This is a genomic window from Acinetobacter sp. YH12100 (assembly GCF_013419135.1).
Classification (GTDB): Bacteria; Pseudomonadota; Gammaproteobacteria; order Pseudomonadales; family Moraxellaceae; genus Acinetobacter; species Acinetobacter pseudolwoffii.
In genome coordinates, this window is sequence record NZ_VPAQ01000003.1 from 164,352 (window position 1) to 185,742 (window position 21,391).

At 43.1% G+C, this 21,391-nt stretch carries 21 protein-coding genes and 1 pseudogene; 10 read left to right on the plus strand and 12 right to left on the minus strand.

All coding sequences use genetic code 11. From position 1 onward, the window contains the following. Positions 1-82: 82 nt before the first annotated feature. Both FTU40_RS03910 and FTU40_RS03915 read right to left on the minus strand, forming a co-directional pair. Complete coding sequence (locus tag FTU40_RS03910; protein WP_180039846.1) at positions 83-1,177, minus strand: acyl-CoA desaturase; 1,095 nt, start codon at positions 1,175-1,177, stop codon at positions 83-85. 14 nt (positions 1,178-1,191) lie between these two features. After that, positions 1,192-2,256 carry a flavin reductase family protein gene (locus FTU40_RS03915; protein WP_034608544.1) on the minus strand — a complete coding sequence of 355 codons (1,065 nt, stop codon included), beginning with the start codon at positions 2,254-2,256 and terminating at the stop codon, positions 1,192-1,194. A 153-nt stretch (positions 2,257-2,409) separates the two neighbouring features. On the opposite strand from FTU40_RS03915, the gene fabR reads away from it, so the two are divergent. After that, entirely contained in the window at positions 2,410-3,090 is a 681-nt protein-coding gene (gene fabR / locus FTU40_RS03920; protein ID WP_005096625.1) for an HTH-type transcriptional repressor FabR, read from the plus strand. Between the two features lie 366 nt (positions 3,091-3,456). Here fabR and FTU40_RS03925 read toward each other — a convergent pair whose 3' ends face one another. The 5 genes from FTU40_RS03925 to FTU40_RS03945 all read right to left on the minus strand — a co-directional run bounded on the left by FTU40_RS03925 (position 3,457) and on the right by FTU40_RS03945 (position 9,276). Continuing rightward, positions 3,457-4,257, minus strand: coding sequence for an alpha/beta fold hydrolase (locus FTU40_RS03925; protein ID WP_180039848.1), 801 nt, complete (start codon positions 4,255-4,257; stop codon positions 3,457-3,459). A 139-nt stretch (positions 4,258-4,396) separates the two neighbouring features. Continuing rightward, positions 4,397-4,663: a PAAR domain-containing protein gene (locus FTU40_RS03930; protein WP_100328728.1), complete on the minus strand. Its 267-nt coding sequence runs from the start codon at positions 4,661-4,663 to the stop codon at positions 4,397-4,399. A gap of 146 nt (positions 4,664-4,809) precedes the next feature. Beyond that, the gene (gene rapA, locus FTU40_RS03935) at positions 4,810-7,647 is read right to left on the minus strand and encodes an RNA polymerase-associated protein RapA (protein ID WP_180039850.1); all 2,838 of its coding nucleotides are present in this window, start codon (positions 7,645-7,647) and stop codon (positions 4,810-4,812) included. 143 nt (positions 7,648-7,790) lie between these two features. Then, positions 7,791-8,435, minus strand: coding sequence for an RluA family pseudouridine synthase (locus FTU40_RS03940; RefSeq protein WP_180000869.1), 645 nt, complete (start codon positions 8,433-8,435; stop codon positions 7,791-7,793). Positions 8,436-8,568: 133 nt separating this feature from the next. Further along, entirely contained in the window at positions 8,569-9,276 is a 708-nt protein-coding gene (locus tag FTU40_RS03945; protein WP_005171498.1) for a phosphopantetheine-binding protein, read from the minus strand. 323 nt (positions 9,277-9,599) lie between these two features. On the opposite strand from FTU40_RS03945, the gene FTU40_RS03950 reads away from it, so the two are divergent. The 5 genes and pseudogenes from FTU40_RS03950 to FTU40_RS03965 all read left to right on the plus strand — a co-directional run bounded on the left by FTU40_RS03950 (position 9,600) and on the right by FTU40_RS03965 (position 11,709). Beyond that, positions 9,600-10,562 (plus strand): IS30 family transposase, encoded by a 963-nt coding sequence (locus FTU40_RS03950; RefSeq protein WP_180039852.1) that lies wholly within the window; start codon positions 9,600-9,602, stop codon positions 10,560-10,562. A gap of 39 nt (positions 10,563-10,601) precedes the next feature. Further along, a pseudogene (locus FTU40_RS03955) lies at positions 10,602-10,868 on the plus strand (PAAR domain-containing protein); the annotation flags it as partial. Between the two features lie 142 nt (positions 10,869-11,010). Then, positions 11,011-11,256, plus strand: coding sequence for a hypothetical protein (locus FTU40_RS03960; protein ID WP_257223509.1), 246 nt, complete (start codon positions 11,011-11,013; stop codon positions 11,254-11,256). Continuing rightward, positions 11,195-11,335, plus strand: a complete 141-nt coding sequence (locus FTU40_RS15200) for a T6SS effector amidase Tae4 family protein (protein ID WP_373686046.1) — start codon at positions 11,195-11,197, stop codon at positions 11,333-11,335. Before FTU40_RS03960 ends, FTU40_RS15200 begins: the two co-directional genes overlap by 62 nt. After that, a complete protein-coding gene (locus FTU40_RS03965) occupies positions 11,335-11,709 on the plus strand; it encodes a hypothetical protein (RefSeq protein ID WP_005171505.1) in 375 nt (124 codons plus the stop codon). Before FTU40_RS15200 ends, FTU40_RS03965 begins: the two co-directional genes overlap by 1 nt. A gap of 52 nt (positions 11,710-11,761) precedes the next feature. Here the strand turns inward: FTU40_RS03965 and FTU40_RS03970 are convergent, their stop codons facing one another. From FTU40_RS03970 to FTU40_RS03985, 4 genes are all read right to left on the minus strand, one after another. Beyond that, positions 11,762-12,178, minus strand: a complete 417-nt coding sequence (locus tag FTU40_RS03970; protein ID WP_100355070.1) for a heme-binding protein — start codon at positions 12,176-12,178, stop codon at positions 11,762-11,764. Between the two features lie 165 nt (positions 12,179-12,343). Next, entirely contained in the window at positions 12,344-13,645 is a 1,302-nt protein-coding gene (gene hemL, locus FTU40_RS03975; RefSeq protein ID WP_180039854.1) for a glutamate-1-semialdehyde 2,1-aminomutase, read from the minus strand. Positions 13,646-13,683: 38 nt separating this feature from the next. After that, on the minus strand, positions 13,684-14,304 hold the full coding sequence (gene thiE, locus FTU40_RS03980) for a thiamine phosphate synthase (RefSeq protein ID WP_005171511.1): 621 nt from the start codon (positions 14,302-14,304) through the stop codon (positions 13,684-13,686). 798 nt (positions 14,305-15,102) lie between these two features. Next, positions 15,103-15,486 carry a DUF962 domain-containing protein gene (locus tag FTU40_RS03985; protein ID WP_005171513.1) on the minus strand — a complete coding sequence of 128 codons (384 nt, stop codon included), beginning with the start codon at positions 15,484-15,486 and terminating at the stop codon, positions 15,103-15,105. 335 nt (positions 15,487-15,821) lie between these two features. On the opposite strand from FTU40_RS03985, the gene FTU40_RS03990 reads away from it, so the two are divergent. Both FTU40_RS03990 and FTU40_RS03995 read left to right on the plus strand, forming a co-directional pair. Next, positions 15,822-17,279: a CYTH domain-containing protein gene (locus FTU40_RS03990; protein WP_100329727.1), complete on the plus strand. Its 1,458-nt coding sequence runs from the start codon at positions 15,822-15,824 to the stop codon at positions 17,277-17,279. A gap of 130 nt (positions 17,280-17,409) precedes the next feature. Then, positions 17,410-18,864 carry a CYTH and CHAD domain-containing protein gene (locus FTU40_RS03995; RefSeq protein WP_180039856.1) on the plus strand — a complete coding sequence of 485 codons (1,455 nt, stop codon included), beginning with the start codon at positions 17,410-17,412 and terminating at the stop codon, positions 18,862-18,864. 7 nt (positions 18,865-18,871) lie between these two features. On the opposite strand, the gene FTU40_RS04000 is transcribed toward FTU40_RS03995, so the two are convergent. Beyond that, entirely contained in the window at positions 18,872-19,504 is a 633-nt protein-coding gene (locus FTU40_RS04000) for a hypothetical protein (protein ID WP_100329818.1), read from the minus strand. A 112-nt stretch (positions 19,505-19,616) separates the two neighbouring features. Between FTU40_RS04000 and FTU40_RS04005 the strand changes: the two genes are divergently transcribed. Both FTU40_RS04005 and FTU40_RS04010 read left to right on the plus strand, forming a co-directional pair. Then, complete coding sequence (locus tag FTU40_RS04005; protein WP_005096603.1) at positions 19,617-20,018, plus strand: DUF3144 domain-containing protein; 402 nt, start codon at positions 19,617-19,619, stop codon at positions 20,016-20,018. A 117-nt stretch (positions 20,019-20,135) separates the two neighbouring features. Then, complete coding sequence (locus FTU40_RS04010; RefSeq protein WP_180039858.1) at positions 20,136-21,113, plus strand: amidohydrolase; 978 nt, start codon at positions 20,136-20,138, stop codon at positions 21,111-21,113. Positions 21,114-21,391 lie beyond the last annotated feature (278 nt).

Below are 21,391 nucleotides of genomic sequence, written 5' to 3' on the forward strand. Positions count from 1 at the left end.
CATCCAGACTTTTTTGTTTAAATATAAGCTTCATCCATAAAAAAACCACCTCAAATAAGGTGGTTTTTAGCTTTAAGAAATATTATTTCTTAAACGGAAATGCATATTTCACAATACGTTTGATGACGCTGCCATACTGTTTTACCAGACTGGCATTGTTGTAGTTCAAACCATATTTTTCACACACCGCCTGAACTTTTGGCGCCATTTGGCGGTAACGACGGGCAGGCACATCAGGATACAGATGATGTTCAATCTGGTGACTTAAATGACCCGTCAAGATATGGAATGCTTCAGAACCGGTCAGGTTAGATGAACCACGAATCTGGCGCATATACCAGTGACCACGGCTCTCATTTTGCAGTACCGATTTCGGGAACACCTCTACATCTTTGGTAAAGTGGCCACAGAAAATAATACTGAACGTCCAGATATTACGCAGACCATTGGCCACCATATTACCCGTCAAAACTGGCAAAGCAGCAGGACCTGCAATCAATGGAAAGAACACATAATCTTTAAACAATTGTTTACCGATTTTGTTCTGCATTGGGCGCCATTCTTCTTTGGTCTGCTCTTTGCTTTTGCGACCTTTGAAATATTTACCCAATTCAAGGTTCTGAATGGCCACGCCCCACTGGAACAGCAAACAGAATGGCACCGCATAAATCGGTTGTAATAAATAACCCGGTTTCCAGCGCTGTTCTGGGAACAGACGCAATAGACCATAACCGATATCATCATCCATACCTTTGATATTGGTATAAGTATGATGTTTAAAGTTATGGGTTTGACGCCAGTTATCCGAAGTACCTACGATATCCCATTCATAGATCTGACCATTCATTTTAGGATCATTCATCCAGTCATACTGACCATGCATGACATTGTGACCCAGTTCCATGTTTTCCATGATTTTGGCAAAGCCTAATAGACCTGTGCCTAGCAACCATGCTGGTGGGAACCAGCCTGCAAACAATAGCGCACGACCGGCAATTGATGAATAACGGATGGTTGAATAGACACGACGGATATATTTCGCGTCTTTTTCACCTAAATCATCCAGCACTTCTTGCTTGATCGCATCAAGTTCACGTGCAAGTTCATCGAGTTCTACTTGTGATAATTCACGGTTTTTAGGATTTTTAAAATATTGAAATTTTACTGGCATATTCATAGGATAAAACTCGCTTATAGGTCGATGACTAGATCAGTCTGCGCTGAGTTAACACAAATTTTGAGCAGATTACCTGGCTCAGTATTTCGTGCGCCGTTTACCAAATTCTTGGTCGAACCTTCCACTTTATTGCAGGCGCATTTATTACAAATGCCCATACGGCAACCATGTGTCGGTTTGATATTTTGTTGTTCCAGACTCACCAAAATGGACTGGCCTTTTGGAATACTGACAATTTTTTTCGACTGGGTCAGGGTGACATTAATAAAGCCGATATCGGATTGATCCGCCAGACTCATGCTAAAGGCTTCACCCTTAAACTCTTTGGCTGAAGCAAACAGCTGCTCTGCAGTCGATACAAAACCTGACGGGCCGCAGCAATAGACCGTGCTATTTTCCAGATTTTGCAAATCTGTCAGATAAGTTTCATTCAGACGAGCTGCCGCAGCTTGTTCTTGCGTGGCATAAACATGAAATGAGAAATTTGCATGTTTCTGAGCAAGTTCTTCGAAACGTGCTTTAAATGCTGCATCTTGATGTTTTTTAACCCAGTACCACAAGCTCACTGGTGTTGATAATTCACCCTTTTTGCTCAGGCTTTCCAGCATGCTCAGCATTGGGGTAATTCCGCTGCCTGCTGCAAGCAAGATCAGTGGACTCGCCTGCTGAGGTACAGTCATATCGCCATAAGGCTGACCAAATTCGATGACATCACCCACTTGCGCCTGCTCTGCAAACCAGGTGCTGACTTTACCGGCATGGACTTTTTTCACAGTCAATAACACATGCTGGGCATCTACATGGGTCAAACTATAGCTACGTTCATAACGGATGCCCTTCACCACCACATAGACCGGATGGTGTTGCCCCGCTTTACCAAACTTAAATAAACGATTCACTTGAATTTTCAGACTCAGCATATCCTGTGCAGCATTTTCCTTGTGCACAATCTTGCCCAATGGCTGATTCAACGACCATATCGGATTGAGTTTCTGAATCCAGAAATTAATCGCATGCTGATCGACGACACTGTCAGACAGTGCATTCAACGGCATTTTAAGTTTTTGGAGTACATGCATCGTTATCGACATCATCTTGAGGTTTTGAATTATTATACACATGTATATATATTTGTATATACATGTGTATTGTTTCCATTCATTTCACAAGCCTGTCGTGCTCGGTTATAATCAAACGATTCATGCATGAACCTATTGATGAACGAGCCTTCAATGAAAATAAGCAGTGACGCATCTCTACTACAATCGAAAAGCATTGATGAGCCGATTATCGTACGGAGTGTCGGTCGCAAGGCCACCATTACCAAAGAAGAACTGTTTCAGGCAGCATTAAACCTGATTGGTCCACAAAAAAGTATTGCATCGTTGAGCCTGCGCGAAGTCGCACGTGAGGCCGGTATTGCGCCAAACAGTTTCTATCGTCATTTTAAAGATATTGATGAGCTGGCCATTGAGCTGATTGATCGTGCCGGGATTGTATTACGTCAGATTCTGCATGAAGCACGCTTAAAAGCCTCCCGACAAAGCAGTATTATTCGTAGTTCGGTCGAAATTTTTATTGCTCAGCTGGATGCAGATGAAGGCAATTTAAGCCTGTTATTGCGTGAAGGTTATACCGGTTCAAAATCGTATAAACAGGCTGTAGAACGCCAGTTAAATTATTTTCAGCAGGAATTGCAGGATGATTTGATTCGTCTGGAACGCCTGAATAATAGAAAGTTATTACATGCCGATATTGCCGCCAAAGCCATTACTCAACTGGTGTTTAACATGGGGGCCAATGTCATTGACATGCCGGCTGAAGACCGCCAGGAAATTGCCGAACAGACCATGCTCATGATTCGGATGATTCTGGAAGGCGCTCGCCATCTGGAAGATTCGCAGCTGCGTTAATTTTCCAATTTGCGTAAAATGATATAAAAAGAGACGCACTAGACGGATTACTGTCCCAAAGTTAAAGTGATTAGCTTTAAGTTACGCGCGTGTGGCAGGGATGCCACACACTACCTATCACGACAGGACGTCGTGTATGGGTAATAAGAGACTTTTGCCTACTTTGGGGCTTTCCAAAGTAGGGTTGCGCCTGCACAAATCCATTTAAACTTTTAAAGGAAAGATGAGGCTGCGCAATATCCAAGTATAAATATCAGATATTTAAAAACACTATCGAATTGCTTTTATTACTCCATACAATTCAAACTATAGCCTAGTTAAAATTGTGCAACAGTAGTGGTACCAGTCGTCTCTTTTTTATGACGATTACAACAATACAAGTTGAGCTTTGACCGCCTTTGCAGTCGCTTCCGGATACTCAAGCGGAAACATATGTCCGCCCTCGACCACTGAATAATCGATCTGATAAATCTTGTGCATGCCTTGCGGCAAACCCTGCTGATAAAACTGGCTCTGCTCTGCAGTCATCAGATGAATCGGCACTTCAGGTGGTCGTCTTGGCGTACGCCACCACCATGCCGGTACAGTCCGGAAAATCTCCGCTTCTACCTGTTTTGGAATGCTCAAAGTCACCCCACCGCGTTCAGGTTCTGGCTGAATGCCACTCTCGATATAATCAGCAAAACATTGCTCATCAAAATTGCTAAATAAGCGGTTTGATCTGAGTGCATCAACTGCGGCCTGTTTCGATGGCCAGTGATCCTTGCGTTTTAGCGTAATTCCTGCAGGTGTATAGCGATCGATACTTTTCAGATTCAGCTTTTTAACCAGTTCAAACATGGCGCTGTTTTTTCCAATAATAAATGGCGGATCCATAATTAACAGTTTGGAAAACAGTTCCGGACGTCGATACGCTGCCATCAAAGTCACCAGACCACCAAAGGAATGTCCAAGACCCACCACCTGCTGCTGAGGAAATTGCTGCTCGATATCTGCAATGACTTCATCGACCAGATAGCGCCAGTCTGGTGTAATCGGATATTGCGACTTCATGCCAATCAAGGGAATCGCTTTGACCTCATATTCTGGCTGGAAACAGTCCAGAAATTTCTGATAGGTTGCCGCAGGGATGCCATTGGCATGGGTAAAATGTAGGGCTTGTTTCATTATTTTCCAAACGCAGCGCGTATTCATCCTGAAATCATCGGATGAGCTTACTGATCTGAAAAGTCATGTGATAGTGCCAAAACGCTCAAAGCATGACCTTGAAGTCAGCTCTTCTTATTTTATTAAACGAATTTAAGATTTATTTCTGCGATACCGTCAAATGCTGCATGGCTAGAAAAGTCGCGCCGCAACTGGTCTTATCCCCTGCGATAAGCATTGCCCGTCCTTTGACAGTAATAGATAAATCGCTGGAGATTGCGGTGACCATGGTCTGGCATTTGGGACAATAATGCGTCATGCCATTTAAATGTACGGCGATGCCATTCATAATCAAAGACGGCTCACCTTCTACCACAATACCACCGTGGGTGGTTTTGGCTCCCAGACCAATAAAGGCTTTGGACATACTTTTTAGTTCTTGTTATTCAGTAGGCTGATTTTAAACACAAGAAAAATGACAGGCCAGTATTCCCCGACCAAAACAATATAAAAGCCGAATTTCGGCCATAAAAAAAAGCAGCCCGAAAGCTGCATTTTTTAATTGCTTAAAACTTAAGGCTTGACGACTACCATCACCTGGATTGCTTCCGGGGTCACAGATAAACCATCCAGTAGGCTGAGACCTTCTTTCTGCAACTTCTGTAAACGTGAAATTTCATCTTCACGGATACTTGGATTAAACTGTTTCAGATAGGTCAGACGGTCAATTTCATATTGCCATTTATTGCCATACACTTCTTTGGCTTGCTGCTTGAAGTTTGGCAATGCACTACGTGCCAGTTCAAGTGCTTGCTGATAACGTGCCTCAATCACATCACGACGTGCTTTCACTACCTGGCGGCAGCTGTTGCCATCTAAATGGTGTAGATACGGCTTCAGGATTTCTGGCGCAATTTTTTGTGAAAGATCCTGACCTTTCTCGCTTAATAACACACGAACCAATTGTTGCGGCAGGCTTGATGGCAAGTTCAATGCTTTCGGTGCAACCACATCGACCTTGAACCAGACTTCCAGCAATACCGAACCTTGTGGCAGTGCCGCAGATTTCAATACCGCAACGTTGGTGCTACCAAAGCCTTGAGTATTGATCATTTCCATCACACTTTCAGTGAATGGATGTTCCAGGGTCAGGTATTGCGCATCTTCGCGGATTTGTGCCTGATCACGATAGAAAGTGGCAGTGATGCCTTCTTCATCCAGCGTCAAACCTTGAACCTGCATTTGATCTGTTGGCTTGATGATCACGGTACCGTTACTTTGCTCGTCAAAGTCAATATTCGTGGACGCCATAAAGCGTTTCATGAAGATCGGCAAAGTAGTATTGTCATCATAGTCTTCAAGTGCCTTGACAATTTCCTGTGCCACCACCGGACGGCAAGAGTTGTATTCCAGCAAACGGTCACGACCTTCCTGCAATTCAGCTTCCAAAGCTTCACGTTGCACGCTGACTTCTTCCAGCAGGTCTTCAAACACTTGACCTTTGTCTGCCAATAGACAGTCTTTCAAGCGAACAATAAAGTTTTCTTGCAAGGTTTGTGCGGTTGGGGAAATATTGCCGAAAATATTTAAAGCTTCGTTATACCAGCGGAACATACGTTCTTGCGCAGTTCCCACCAGATAAGGCACATGAATCTGAATCCGGTTTTCCTGACCGATACGATCTAAACGGCCAATACGCTGCTCTAAAACGTCCGGGTTGGCAGGAAGATCGAACAGAATTAAATCAGATGCAAACTGGAAGTTACGCCCTTCTGAACCAATTTCCGAACAAAGTAAAATCTGCGCGCCATACGAATCTTCAGCAAAATAAGCGGCAGCCTGATCACGCTCTAACAAGCTCATGCCTTCATGGAACATCGCGGTACGAATACCGGCATGTAAGCGAAGTACATTTTCCAGCGCTTCAACCACTGGCCCGCTACGCGCAATCAGTAAGACTTTCTTGTGTTTAAGATCGGTACGTAAACGCTCCATCAGCCACATCACGCGTGGATCGGCTTCCATCCATGCACCATCGAGCTGGGCTTCTTCAGGCCACATTTGCTCACGCAACTTACCATCTTTCGACCAGTGTTCCGGTGCTGGTAATGGTGCCGGCTGACAGTCACGACCCGGGAAGCCCTGAATGGCTTCACGCGTATTACGAAACAGGATACGACCGGTACCATGACGGTCTAAAAGTTCGTGAATGGCACGGAAACGCTGCTCAGGATGATCTTCAATTGAATGACCCAACAAGGCCTCAATCGCAGTCAAATGTTCTGCTTCAAGTGGCAGATTTGACATCAACACTTCTGCAATTTTAGCGGTGTGCTGATATTGCGCTTCTTCATCCAGGAAACGATCCAGCGAGTTAAAGCGCTGCGGATCGAGTAAACGCAGGCGTGCAAAGTGACTTTCTACCCCGAGCTGTTCCGGTGTTGCCGTCAATAACAATACGCCCGGCGTATGTTCAGCCAGTTCTTCGACCAGATCATAACGGTCATTACCGCCATCTTCTTCGCTCCACATCAAATGATGTGCTTCATCGACCACCAGCAAGTCGAAACCGGCTTCGAGCGCCTGTTCACGCAGATCTTCATGGTCGACCATCAAATCGACAGAGGCAATAATTTTTTGTTCGGTCAGGAATGGGTTTTGTTCAGGATCATGCTCTTTGATGGATGCCGTACGGGTCAAATCAAATAACGAGAACTCAAGATTGAAACGACGGCGCATCTCAATCATCCACTGATATTGCAGCGAATCTGGTACTAAAATCAAGATGCGTTCAGAACGGCCAGTTTTCAGCTGTTGATGGATAATCAAACCCGCTTCGATGGTTTTACCCAGACCGACTTCATCGGCCAGTAATACACGCGGAGCAAAACGCTGACCGACTTCATGCGCAATATACAACTGGTGCGGAATCAGGCCGACACGTGAACCGACCAAACCGCGCAGTGGACTGCTTTGCATATTGGCCTGCATCAGCAGCGCTTCAATGCGCAAGTCATACCATTCTTTATAATCGACCTGACTGGCCAGTAGACGGTCTAGAGGCTTGGACAGCTGGATGGTGGCACCAATGCGGGTTTCATTCAGCGATTTACGTTCTTCAGTCCCATCTTCCAGGGTACGAATGACGTGATAACGCACCACGCCATTGCGGTCTTCCACGGATTCTACAATCCATTTGGTTCCTTCCTGATCCTGTAATTCATCTTTCACATTAAATACGATACGAGATAAGGGTGCATTGCTACGTGCATAGACGCGAGTTTCATCGCTTTTCGGGAATAAAATGCTAACCGACCGCTCATCAACATCAATAAGAACGCCTAAACCGAGTTCTGTTTCAGTATCTGATAACCAACGTTGACCAATAGCAAATTGCTGCAATTTTTCCACCTTTATCTTAAGTACAAGATTATGAATATTAGGCTCAATCACGAAACGTCATTGGAGCAAAATTTCACACCTTCAAGCAATGTATTTTGACATAAAGCCCACTAAAAAGTGAGCATAATTCACGCCGATTCAAGAAGTATTTCCTAGAACGGCGCCGGACAATAAAATTCGACCAGCTGATCTGTTTGAGGATGATAAAAACTCAAACGTTCAGCATGTAAATGTAGACGCGAGCTGAGCTGTTGCTGTTCAGGTGTCGCATATAAGGTATCGCCGATAATCGGATGCCCCAGATATTGCATATGCACACGCAACTGATGCGAACGGCCGGTAATTGGCGTAAGTTTCACCCGAGTCACGGCTTGTTCCTGAATATTAAAGTGTTCGATCGCCTGCCAATGCGTGATGGCCGGCTTGTTATGTGCGGGATCTACGATATGTAAGGGCGGACGGCTTGGGTCATATACCACGGGCACCTCAATGCTACCTTCACCTTCGAGTGTACCGGCAACCACGGCCTGATAGGTTTTGTCGGTCTGGCGTTCCTGAAACTGGCGGGAAATGGTTTTTTGTCCCCATTTTGTGAGACCAAACACGAGAATGCCGGAAGTATCGCGATCCAGTCGATGGATCAGTAAGGTTTTTGGTTCTATTTTTAATAATCGGTTAATCAGGCAATCTTGTAAATCTTCTGTTTTCCCGGGAACTGTGAGTAAACCTGCAGGTTTGTGGATGACCATGAAATCGTCATCACGATGTATCAGATGTTCGGTTAGAAAATTACTCAAAGTTCAATCCCAGGCTGATCGCGAAAAACAAGGCGGCCATGATAGAAAGCTTCGCCCATAATTACAATGCGCTTTTATGTAAATGCTGATGAAATTTCCGATTTAGGTCATAAAAATGCTCAATCGCAGCGTATCAACCTGAGGATTGTAAAATGAAGCCTGCCAATTCATGCAAAGATGCATGCTGTCGTACATCTTCATAACGAATATTGGCACCATGTGCACGCCATACACCGACCAAACTCACCACGGCTACAGAGTCCAATCCATAATTTCTTAAATCGACATAGGAATCAATCTCCAGAGCATCTATGTCTAGCTGTTCTGCCACAGCCAACATAATACCTTTGGTTGATAAGACATAGTCTGAGGGCGCACTTAAATCCCACAACCGTGTCAGACTATAAGTATTTAAGTGATGCACACCTTGACTGGAAATATTTTCGATCCACTGAATATGCTGTTCCTGATTGGCCAATAAGATTGCGTCATCGACCACACCTATTTGATCCGTCACACTCATCAAATGCGGTAAGATTTGCTTGAGCATCGGTGTGACCTGCCCGGCAAAAATCAGTTGTGGATGCGTGGAGGCATATTCACCAAGCTGTTGCATGCCCTGCATCAGGTCATCACCATATAAATCGACAATGGGAATATCCAGTGCTTTGGCTTTATTGGTCAGTTGAATCAAATTTGCCATGAGTGCACTTTCTTGTATGCCCTGTTGCATACGCAAGTTTTGTAATCCGACTAAGACCAAAACCGATTGGTTCGATGCAAGCTGCCATTTGGCTTGAGATGGGGCAAGTTGGATTTTTTTGGGTATTGGGTACAGCATGGGAGACTCTTTGGCTTCAGACAGTCGGCTTTTTCGTAACTGTATATGCTAACTCAGATTGAGGGTTACTCAATACTTTAAAAGTCAACAGGGCTATATTTAAAAAATTAAAAGCAAAAATGCTTGTATCTATATTCAGATACATTCAGTCATTATATACAAACTGATTAAATGAATTTTAAACTAAACCTTTCATTTTATATTGTCATGTTATTATGGCGCAGATTCAAATCTCAAGTGCGACACATTTGTAGTTAGTTGAAAAAGTTAGGTGTATTCGTAGAATCATTGGACTTTTTCAACTCGCAATTGGAAAGCACACAATGAAGAAATACACCCAACTTTCTCAAGATGAAAGATACGAAATTTATGCTACTTTGAAAAGTAAAAGTTCAATCGCTAGCCTTGCTCGGGAGTTAGGGCGTTCACGATCAACCATCTACCGTGAATTAAAAAGAAATACTGGGCAACGTGGATATAGAGCTCAACAGGCAGCGAAATTTGCAAGTCAAAGACGGTACCGTCCTTCATCACCCATGACAGCATTTGCCTTCGCTTATATTGATTACTTGATTGGCTTGGACTGGTCACCAGAACAAATTTTAGGCGCTTTAACACAACGCGGTTGGCTGGATGTACCTTCACATGAGTGGATTTACCAGTACATTTATGAAGATAAATCAAAAGGCGGTAAACTCCACCTACATTTAAGGCATCAGAAGAAATATCGAAAACGAGGTTACAAAAACACGGATCGTAGGGGGCAAATCATTGATAAAACAAGTATTCATTGCCGAGACCAGGTCATTGATCAACGACAACGTTTAGGAGATTTCGAAGGTGACACTGTAATTGGTAAACATCATAAAGGTGCTTTATTAACTCTCGTTGATCGAAAGAGCCTGTACGTACATATTGTTCATTTAGGGCCAACGAGAGCATCCTCTCAAACGATTACTTGTGCATTAGATCGTTTACGGATGAGCCATGCTTATAGTGTTACTTTTGATAATGGTAAGGAATTTTCCGAACACAAAAGAATCACTGATGCCGGCATAGATACGTATTTTGCTGATCCTTACAAGTCTATTCAACGAGCAAGGAATGAAAATACGAATGGTTTAATCCGGCAATATCTGCCAAAATCATCATCGTTTGATGACGTGTCAAACGAAAAAATAGAGCAGATAGAATTTGCACTCAACCATCGTCCTAGAAAAACACTAGGTTGGTATACGCCTAGTGAAGTTATGGCTGGTTTTTATACTGTTGCACTTGCCGCTTGAATCCGCCTGGTCTTTAATAAAAATAATAACCAAATAATAATGAGAGCATTAATAACAGTCGGCTGTAAAACCGATCATGGGGGAATCATTACTTTTGGCGACCCTTCCTTTCTGGTGGAAGGAAAAGCTGTGCATTTGGATGGAATGGTACATTATTGTCCTAAATGTAATGTCCTATCGAAAGCTCTTGCTTCTAATCGAGGCTTTATGGTCGTCCTGGGTAGAAGCATTGTTGCGGCAGGAGACACATCAACTTGTGGTTCAAAATTTCTGAAAACTTCTGATTTGGCTGTTATGAATAATGGTATTGTCTCAAGTAAAATTGATCAATTAATATCAGATACAGCTACTAAATACATTGAAGAAAAAGAAGAAAAGATCATTAATAATATTTATTGGAGTTATGGAGATAACCTTAAGATTAAGTAGATCTTTCAACTACGGCGGAATGCCAATTAAACAGTCAACCAGAGGTTATAAAGTCAGAGGCGCTGATCATAAACCTTATTTACTTAGGGTTCGCAAGATGATCAGCTTTGTTGAACAAAATTTAGGAACTGCAGATCTCTCCTTCAAGCCTCAAAATAACCAGGATTTATCATTACAATTAAAAGAAAAAAAAAGGAATTATTATTTTCAAAGTCTCTGGCTGGGGAGATGCTTCTGGACATGTCACTTTATGGAATGGAAATGATTGTGGAGATAGTTGCTACTTGATTCATGATACACCGAGCCTAAGAACCACAGATATTCTGTTTTGGAATTTAAGATAATGAAAATAATTGCTGTACTTTTTAGTTGTCTAGTGATAAGTGCATGTTATGCAAAAGACTTAATTCCATCCATATCAAATGCGGATGAGCTCAATATCAAAAATTTTGGCTTTAGTTATTGTCTGACGAGGGCTCAGGATCAATCCCTCAGTTCTGAGGCTGCTCTAGCGATGGGCGGGTATTTCCAACAGGGTGCATATGAAGAACCCGCGTATAAAAATTTGAAAGAATATATAAACCAATCTATGAAAGCAAAAACTGAGGTATATAAAAACCAAGCAAGGCCAGCCATATTAATGAGCTGTTTAGAGCTGTATAACTCGACAGAATATAATGAAATGGTTAAACAACAGCATCACTATCTTATCCGATAGTTATTTTTAACTTAGACTTGAGAAGATAAGTACATTCTCAAGCGTATAATGTCTAGCTCTGCTGCGCCAAAAACTTCTTAATCGCCACCTGCGCAATCTCTGCATCTTCAAATGATTTCACACCTGATACACCCATCGCACCTACCAGTTGCCCTTGATACAGAATCGGTTCGCCACCTTCCAGCATTCCCGAGAAACTTTCCATAGTCAGAAAGCCCATCTGCCCGCCTTTGATAATATCTTCAAACAGCTTGGATGGACGACGACTCATCGCCGAGCATCTGGCTTTTTCAATGGCCAGATTTGCAGTCATCGGTGCTGCACCATCCATACGTTTCATCGCAAGCAAATTGCCCGTTTCATCGACTAAGGCAATACTGACATTGAAGCTGTTCTGAATTGCATATTGATGGGCGTGATCCAATAGAAATTCCGCATCACTTAGAGTCAAATAATGTTTGGTTTGCATGAATGAATATCCCTAATTTTAGAATTTAATCTCCCCTAACCCTGAGTCAGATATGGCGCAAGGAAAAGAGGAGTAAATTTTATTATTTGTACAGATAAAACTCCCTCCTTTAAAAAGGTGAAAAGCACCGCTTCGCAAGAGGGAGGATTTTAAAAAAATTAAAATTTAAGCTTTCATCTCAGCAAAAGTCTCGATCGCAGCCTGAATGGTAAATTCAATATCTTCATCGCTGTGTGCAGCCGAGAAGAAGCCAGCTTCGAATGCAGAAGGTGCTAAATTCACACCCCGATTCAACATGCCATGGAAAAATTTACGAAAAGCATCGACATCACATTTCAACATCGAATCAAAGCTGGTGATGTCTTCCTGATCGGTGAAGTACAGACCAAACATCCCACCGACCTGTTGGGTTTTAAAGGGTACGCCCGCCTCGTCTGCTGCTGCTTGTAAACCTGCAAGAAGGTTTGACAACTGCGCAGATAGGTTTTCATAGAAACCTTCAGCACGAAGATGCTTAAACATCTCAATCCCGGCACGCATTGCCAATGGATTACCCGACAATGTTCCTGCTTGATACACTTTACCCAGTGGCGCAATGCATTCCATCACTTCACGTTTACCGCCAAAGGCACCGACTGGTAGACCTGCACCAATAATTTTACCCAATGTGGTTAAATCCGGAGTTACGCCATAATGTGCCTGCGCACCGCCTAAGCCAACACGGAAACCGGTCATCACTTCGTCGATGATAAAGACTGAACCATGCTCATCACAAACATCACGAATCGCTTGCAGAAAACCGTCAATTGGTTTCACCAGATTCATGTTGCCTGCCACAGGCTCCACAATCACGCCGGCAATTTCAGCACCAAACTTGGCAAAGCATTCTTTTAAAGTCGCAATGTCATTGTATGGAAGCGTGATGGTATGCTTGGCAAAATCAGCTGGCACACCCGCAGATGTCGCTTCGCCCTCACCTTTAGTTAACAAGCCCGAACCTGCTTTTACAAGAAGCGAGTCTGAGTGACCGTGATAACAGCCTTCAAATTTTACAATCTTGTCACGGCCGGTATAACCGCGCGCTAAACGAATCGCTGTCATGGTGGCTTCCGTGCCCGAGTTGGTCATACGTACCAATTCAATCGACGGCATGATCTCGCAAATAATATCGGCAAGCGTGGTTTCATGAACTGTTGGCGCACCAAAGCTTAAGCCATCAACTGCGGCCTGTTGAACGGCTTGAATAATCGCAGGATGGGCGTGACCCAGAATCATCGGCCCCCATGAACCGACATAGTCCACATAACGTTTTCCGTCTACATCATACAAATATGCGCCTTGGGCTTTTTCGATAAAGACCGGTGTACCACCGACGCCATTAAATGCGCGTACAGGTGAGTTGACGCCACCCGGAATATGTTTATTGGCTTGTTTGAACAATTGTTCTTGCTTTGGAGATAAGCTCATGAAGGCACTCGACTCAAAATTAAATCAATCAAAAAATTCTATGCTGTAGCTTGAAAAAGCGCAGACCATTCATCTAAACGTTCAGGAATGGCATTCATCGGTAAGCCCAATATATCACTAATCACGGCGCAATAATCCGCACCTGACTCAATGACTTCTTTGGAATTTTCAACCGTTAAACCGCCAATGGCACATAAAGGCACGTTCAATTTTTCTTTGGCCAGTTTTAAGGTTTCCAAACCAATATTACCGGCTTCAGGTTTACTGTCGGTGGCATAGATGGCACCAAATGCCACATAGTTTGCACCATCGGCAATGGCCTGTTCAGCCAGCTCAAGCGAGTTATTACAGCTACGACCAATCAAGACATTTTTTGGCAAGCGTGCAACTGCCTCGACAATAGACCCGTCATCCTGACCCAAATGCACACCCACCCCGTATTTAACGGCCATTTCAAGATCATCATTAATCACAAAAAGCACACCATATTCAGCACACATGGCTTTCATATACTCGATTTCGTAAATTTGATCTTGTTTGGCGACTTTTTTACGGCGATATTGCAATACTGCAATGCCGCCATTGGCCATTGCGCCTTCCAGTTTTGCCAATAAAAGTTCTACGGGATCATCATTGGTAATTAAATATAAACCGCGCATCTTGCTCGCCACTTGCTAGGATGGCTCTATTATAGGCATAACTCGGTTTAATTGCCGCAGTCCTGCTGTTTCCGCGACCGGGTAGCAACAGATTTGCAGTTTTTTAGCGCAATTTTCCAGTTAAATCTAAAATATCACCATTTTCAGGGATATACCGACTATAAAATATGGGTTTTAATCGCTTTATAACAAAAATAATAAAGTGTTAATGCTTACGCCCTCCGACAAACGCTTTTAGGATTTTGCAGATAACTTGGTGGAGAAGTTGCAAAATTCTAAGAGCGGTTTTTTTTACCTTTAAATTTTCAATATTGTTAAGCCTCTTTAAGATTAAACTCAAAAAGATTAAAAAATACCCAATTTCAGGGATGGCCCAATTAGCGCGAAAAGACTTAAATAGCGTTAGACACAGAAAATAACCAGAAAAATAAATACCTGTGTTGGTGACACCCGATCCTTTCTAGTTTTGAATAATACGTTTGTGGGGGAGACGTTTCAAAGCTAGAAAGGATCATTTTCTTTATGTATGATCCACATGACTTGTTCTATGAATATTTACGCAATAATGGCAACGAAGTCAGTAAATTTATCTAAAAAATAGAGAAATAAAAAAAGCCCGGAGAAGGTCGCTCCAGGCTTGGAAAACTGTTTTATTCAGTAAACTATAACTTTTGATCAAATTCCATCAAACTGAATAAGCATATAACACAATTAATAGAATAATAAATGGCGACTTGCAAGTCTTTTATCGAAAGATCATGTTCCCTAGCCATACAATCCGATGAAAGTTACCTGAGTTTAACTTGAAATCTTATCGTATTTGCGATCAAGCAGACTGAGACGACCACGCAGGACATCCGCAAACATACGCCAGTCTGAAATAAAGCTATACACCGGCTGTTTAAAACTGGCCGGTTTGTTGCGTTCAAAGATAAAATGGCCAATCCAGGCACAGGCATAGCCCGAAAGCAAACCATAAGCAAAATATCGCGGTTTGCCCTGGCGAATGGCTTGAGTAAAACAATATAGGCCGATACTGCTACCTGCGACATGTAAACGGCGACTGACCATATGCCGGTGTTCGGTCAAATAAAAGCGGTAAAACTCATGATAATTGCCAATCGGCATCTGGGGTTGATGCGCGATCACATGGGTATTCTCTGGCTGTACTTGTACATTCATTTCTCATCGTCCTGATGTTTTCTTTTACCTTAGCCTATATTTTGGCCAATTAACAGTCTCTTGATTTGCTCGAATATTCTTAGATATTTTCCAAGCAAAGCCGCAATTCCTCTCGCTTTGCAACCCTATTAACAGCTCAAAGCCAATATTTAAATTCCTGTTCAATATTTTTATATGCAGGTCAAGTCTTACATGCATTTTGATTTTGGTTACAATCTGCCACGCATACATCTAAAAATATAATTGCGGCGATTGCCCGCCGAATTTTCAGCATCTCATTAAAGCGAAAAATATCAGTACATGCTGGCGTGTACTAAACAGATAGGAAAATCATTATGGTTGAAGTTGAACTCAAGTTCCAGATTCCTGCGGCACGACGCACTGCGCTGCTCAAGGCACTTGATCCGAAAAAGTCTCAACAGATCCAGCTTCAAGCCAAATATTATGATACTGCCGACCGTCAACTGGCCCAGCACGGGGTAGCACTACGTCAGCGTCTGGAAGGTACGCGCTGGGTGCAAACCCTGAAAGCTGCCGGTAAAAGCCATATTGAACGCTTTGAACATAATCATGATCTGGGGGAATTAACTGAATCTCCTGAACTGGATTTAAGTATTTATACCCAGTTCCCAGAAGCACAGGCGATTCTGAGCCATGCGCTCGGCAATCAGTCTGATCAGCTACAACTGCAATTCGAAACCGATATTGCCCGCACCTTGCGTGTAATTGAATACCAAGACACACAAATCGAAGTCAGTCTGGATATTGGGCAGATCCGTACCCGAAATGCTGAACAAGAGGTACATGAAGTCGAGTTTGAGCTAAAAAGTGGGTTGATACACAATTTATTGGCATTCAGTTTTGAATGGGTCAAGAAATATCAGCTCTGGCTCGATGTACGCAGCAAGGCAGAAATTGGTAATTTATTGGCCACCTCACAACGCGTGAGCCCGGCCACCTTCGCCAAAGAGTTCCAGATCAGTAAAAAAGACAGCGCTGGTAAAACCCTATGCAGTCTGATTGCGCAGCAGATGCAACATTTATTGCCAAATATCGCCGCGATTTCAGCTCAGGTTGCACAGCAGGAACATATTCAGCAGGCTCAACTGGCACTGGATCAGCTATATCTCACTTTGCTGCTGTTTAAAGACTGGCATCCACAGCTTTCGGACAAATGGGCTCATCAAATGGCCGCCTTTAAGCAGCAGTTCGAGCATTTACAACATTTGCAGCATATGCAAAACAGCTTGGCCAGCTTCCTGCAAAATCCGACCACTGCGGAAAATCTGAGTAAAGATATTCTGTATGCTCAGGAAAAACTGGGCAACCTGGTCAAATCAACGCAAAATGTGCATCATTATCTGGAGTTATTGACTTTTAGTTTAACTGAAGATGAACATGCTGCTCTGGATTTAAAAACTGCTGCACAAACCACGCTGCAACAACAGTATAAAGTGCTGCAAGAACAGATGAACCAGACTGAAATTAACAATTTTGAAAGTCTGGATCAATTGGCAAGCCGGATTCAGGAACTCAAATTCAGCTTTCCGATCTTAACCACAATCTATGACGTCAAAAACTTGCAGAAGTACAGCAAAGCACTGAATGATGCACAACTTGCAGCCGGTGAATATCAAACCTTGGCTTCTTCGGCAGTGTATATTCAGCAAACTGAACTGGAAGCGAGTGACTGGTTTGTATTAGGTTGGCTGACTGCTAAACAGGAAGTCTATGCCCAGAAACTGCTTGAGGCGACAGAACAGTTCCTGGTGAGCCGTAAATTCCTCAAATAAATATCTTTAAGAATATTTTAAAGCACGCTCCCTCTACGGCGTGCTTTTTTTGTTGCAGAAGCACATCACACCATGGCTAATCTTTGAGCTATATTGCTCTGTATAACCTACATCGAGAAGGAATGACCCGATGGCAGAAATAGAGCTTAAATTCCAGATTCCGTCACCGTCACGTGCACAATTTGAACAGGACTTCCAGAAGCTTCAGCCGACTCGGCATCGTTTATGTGCGCGCTACTTCGATACTGAAGCACAACAACTCCAACAACATCAAATCGCCTTGCGACAACGTCTAGAAGACCAGCAATGGATTCAAACCCTGAAAGCACCTACTGAGCAGCAATTTGAACGTTTTGAACTTGAACATACATTAAAAAGCCCACCTGAAAGCTGTGATTTTCAGTTATATCGCAAACACAAACCGGCAAAAAAGATTCTGAAACAGGCGCTTGGCGATTTGGATATACCGCTTATTCTGCAATTTGAAACAGATATCGCGCGTTATGTACTGACCGAAACACATCAAAATAGCCAGATTGAGATTGCCTTTGATGTAGGGGAAATTCGCCATAAGGATCAAGCCATTGATATTTATGAAGTCGAATTTGAGCTAAAATCCGGTCAATTGAGCGAATTGATTGATTTCATTCGGCCATGGATTCAACGTTATGATTTATGGCTGGATACGCGGAGTAAATCGGAACGCGGTTATGCCCTATTACAGGGTGAAGAAAGTCTGCCTGTGCAGCATCAGCTGCCATTAGAACTTGAGCAGAAAGATCAGATTGCTACTATTTTAAAGAAAATCGTAGCCAACTGTCTGGCTCATCTTTTTCCGAATGCAACTGCGATTGCCGCTGATCATTATAACAGCGATCATGTGCATCAGGCACGTGTCGCGATCCGGCGCTTACGCAGTGCCTTTAAAATTTTTCAGTCTGTGACTGAACATGTACAGCCAGAATGGCCGGAACAGCTGCGAGATATTTTTCAGCAACTGGGTTCTACCCGAGATCGCGATGCCCTTGCAGAAAGTCTGATTCCGCAACTGGAAAAAGCCGGCTCACCCTTATTAAAATTACCACCACATCGACAAAAACAGCCAGATATTAGCGCGCTGTTCAGACATTCAGCTACAGTGGACTTGATACTGCAACTACTCAGCTTTAGTCAGGAAAAAACGCATAGCAAAGCCAAATCTTCGCATAAAATTTTGTGTAAAGGTTTGAGCAAGTTACATCAGCAAATTTGTCAGGATGCCGAAAACTATCAGGAACTGGATATTGAATCGCGGCATCGCACGCGTAAACGGGTGAAACGCTTGCGCTATAACGTAGAATTTTTACAGAGCTTATTTCCTGAAAAGGATGTGAAAACTTATCTGAAAGCCCTAAAACCCTTACAGGAAAGCTTGGGGCATTATAACGACCTATTTGTGGCAGACGAACTGTTTAGACCGTATGTCAAGCAAAATAGCAAAGCCTGGTTTGTGCTGGGTTGGATAAGCGCGGAACAGCAGCGTTTGTCGAGTGAAGCAGCCGAGCGTTTACAGCAGTTTGCTGAAAATACCAAACCCTTCTGGTAAAACCGGGCTAGCGATATTTACCAAACACTTTCCAGGTATTATTATCGGCCAGAGGGTCATTATAACTATCACTGCGTTGCTTACGTGGTTTATCACGGGCATCGATCAGCTCAAAATGTGGCTCGACACTCAGCACGATACCATTCACATAAAAACGGGTACGTGTATATTCACTTTGACCATGCTGAAACACATAAGTACGTAAGTCTACAAATTCGCGGTGTGCCACCAAAGCCGCGGTATCGTCACTGTCGAGCCAGTGTCGCATGGCTGCAACCTGCTCAGGTTCAAACTGCCCGCATTTTTCAATCAGGCTGGCCACACCACGAAAAGTTTTAGATTCTTTGGCCCGGGTTTTATTTAGCCTGATTCGGTCAACATGAAAATAAAACAGCGGCAAGTTTAAATGACTGGGAAGATGGATAGCATCTAGGGTTTCATCGTCCATGAAAGGTTGGAACAGATCCTGCGCCCTTTCAATCAGACCAAGCCACTGGGTGTAATATTCTTCGACCTGCGATTTGGTTCCATAATAAATCGGCAGACCTTCGACATTGGCCAGATTTGCTGGTGGCCAGATATTCTGGCGCAATAAGGCAATATCACTTTTCAGACTTTGTACCGCAATCGCATCCTGCATGGCATTCACTTTTATATGCTTAGGCTATTTTTAGATTAAGGCAAAGGTTTAGTTTCTGCAAGGCTTTGCCTATAATTAGCCATTAAGATTTTATGATGGTCAGGAAAAATTCATGGTTCAAAAGATTGAAGCAACCGATGTAACCGAAGAAGAAGCGTTAAATGCGGCATTCTTTGAACGTGCTGATGAATTTATTCAACAAGCCAACGAGTTTTGTCGCGTAGAAAAAGGCTCGCAGGAAAAACCGAGTGATAAGCGCGGTCAAGTCAGTGCAGCCATGTTATTTGGTACTGCCCGTTTCAATACCTGGGTGGCAGCGAATAACTTTAAAGATGGCAACGAAATGCGCGATGCCAAAGATCAGGTGATGTCTTATATTATGCAGCAATTCCAAATGATGCTGGAAGATAACTATGATGAATACTGTGAACAGTTCGAAAACTATTTGCGTTTCCGTCACAATGAAGAGTTTCATGCCAACAAGCATAACCATGATCACAAGCACGATCATTGATTAAAATACGAAAAGCCCCTCGGGGCTTTTTTATTTGCTGTAATTTATCATCTTGACTTCGAACTGATTTTAGCCCCATATAAATTGAATAATAAATACACTAAAACAAGACATCCTATGCAGCAGCTTCCCTTTCCCATCATTGACCCACATATTCACCAATGGGATCCGTACAACACCCCACACGCAGCAGCATTTGCCGTAAAACTGTTTGGCAAATATCCTAAATTACTGGACAAAATGGTGCGGCTGCTCAAACCTAAAGATGTGATTGAGACCATTGGCCTGACCGAGCATCTGACCGCCCCTTATCTGCCTGCGAACTACAACAAAGATCTAGGGCATTATGAAGTCGAACAAATTGTGCATGTTGAAGCCAGCTGGCATGATCAGAAAGGTACAGGCGTGGTTGATGAAACCCGTTTTGTGGCCGGACTTCCTTTTGATCAGCATAATATCCAGCTCGGTGGCATTGTCGCTACGGCGGATCCGCGGCAGAAAAACTTTAAGCAATTGATTCAATTGCATCGCGAAGCTTCTCCAAAATTTCGCGGCATCCGTAAAATGGCTGCGGTACATCCAGACAAAGGGATTCATGCCTGGGTCTATTCGAGCCAGATTGCGGATGTGACTGCACTGGCCAAAGCCTTTCCGGACACACCCATCGTACTAGATCACCTCGGTACGCCTGCCGGCTTATTTGGCAAGGTGGGCAAAGCTACAGGCAAGACCGAACAAGATCGTGCCCAGATATTTTCAAGTTGGCAAGATCAACTGGCTGAACTGTCCGAGTGCAGAAATGTATCGACTAAAATGTCTGGCCTGTTTATGCCGGTGCTGGGTCATGATTTTCATCAGCAGAAACGGCTGGCAACTAAACAGGAATTATTGGAACGTGCAGCTCCCCTGATTCAGCATACCTTAGATTGCTTTGGTTCTGAACGCCTGATGTTTGCCTCCAACTTTCCAATGGACAGTGTCAGCAGCTCACTCGTGAATATCATTGATGCTTTTAGCGATATTGTGCAGGACTATGATGAAAACGCGTTAAAGCCAGTTTTTTATGAGAATGCGAAAGCATTTTATAAATTATAAGAAGCGTCTGGATTTTTAAAGAAAGAAGAAAAATACATATGTTTTGGAAGGAAATAATCACGAGTCCTGGGTCAGATAGGCTTTTCTATACTTGCTGAGCAATCTTTTCTAGTTTAATCCCATCATATTATTCACTTCGCTTTTAAGAAAGATAGGACTTACGCATTGACGGATTCAAAAAAGTATTAAAATACTTTATAAAGTATCTGTGATCAGACGAATTAAACATGCTTCTACAGCAACTTGTACATTACCCATTTATATGGGCTTTCTCATGA

Bases quoted from the DNA above. Each gene is read 5' to 3' on its own strand.
- FTU40_RS03910 (WP_180039846.1), bottom strand. From the start codon at position 1,177: ATGAATATGCCAGTAAAATTTCAATATTTTAAAAATCCTAAAAACCGT.
- FTU40_RS03915 (WP_034608544.1), bottom strand. From the start codon at position 2,256: ATGCATGTACTCCAAAAACTTAAAATGCCGTTGAATGCACTGTCTGAC.
- fabR (WP_005096625.1), top strand. From the start codon at position 2,410: ATGAAAATAAGCAGTGACGCATCTCTACTACAATCGAAAAGCATTGAT.
- FTU40_RS03925 (WP_180039848.1), bottom strand. From the start codon at position 4,257: ATGAAACAAGCCCTACATTTTACCCATGCCAATGGCATCCCTGCGGCA.
- FTU40_RS03930 (WP_100328728.1), bottom strand. From the start codon at position 4,663: ATGTCCAAAGCCTTTATTGGTCTGGGAGCCAAAACCACCCACGGTGGT.
- FTU40_RS03945 (WP_005171498.1), bottom strand. From the start codon at position 9,276: ATGCTGTACCCAATACCCAAAAAAATCCAACTTGCCCCATCTCAAGCC.
- FTU40_RS03950 (WP_180039852.1), top strand. From the start codon at position 9,600: ATGAAGAAATACACCCAACTTTCTCAAGATGAAAGATACGAAATTTAT.
- FTU40_RS03960 (WP_257223509.1), top strand. From the start codon at position 11,011: ATGCCAATTAAACAGTCAACCAGAGGTTATAAAGTCAGAGGCGCTGAT.
- FTU40_RS03965 (WP_005171505.1), top strand. From the start codon at position 11,335: ATGAAAATAATTGCTGTACTTTTTAGTTGTCTAGTGATAAGTGCATGT.
- FTU40_RS03970 (WP_100355070.1), bottom strand. From the start codon at position 12,178: ATGCAAACCAAACATTATTTGACTCTAAGTGATGCGGAATTTCTATTG.
- hemL (WP_180039854.1), bottom strand. From the start codon at position 13,645: ATGAGCTTATCTCCAAAGCAAGAACAATTGTTCAAACAAGCCAATAAA.
- thiE (WP_005171511.1), bottom strand. From the start codon at position 14,304: ATGCGCGGTTTATATTTAATTACCAATGATGATCCCGTAGAACTTTTA.
- FTU40_RS03985 (WP_005171513.1), bottom strand. From the start codon at position 15,486: ATGAATGTACAAGTACAGCCAGAGAATACCCATGTGATCGCGCATCAA.
- FTU40_RS03990 (WP_100329727.1), top strand. From the start codon at position 15,822: ATGGTTGAAGTTGAACTCAAGTTCCAGATTCCTGCGGCACGACGCACT.
- FTU40_RS03995 (WP_180039856.1), top strand. From the start codon at position 17,410: ATGGCAGAAATAGAGCTTAAATTCCAGATTCCGTCACCGTCACGTGCA.
- FTU40_RS04000 (WP_100329818.1), bottom strand. From the start codon at position 19,504: ATGCAGGATGCGATTGCGGTACAAAGTCTGAAAAGTGATATTGCCTTA.
- FTU40_RS04005 (WP_005096603.1), top strand. From the start codon at position 19,617: ATGGTTCAAAAGATTGAAGCAACCGATGTAACCGAAGAAGAAGCGTTA.
- FTU40_RS04010 (WP_180039858.1), top strand. From the start codon at position 20,136: ATGCAGCAGCTTCCCTTTCCCATCATTGACCCACATATTCACCAATGG.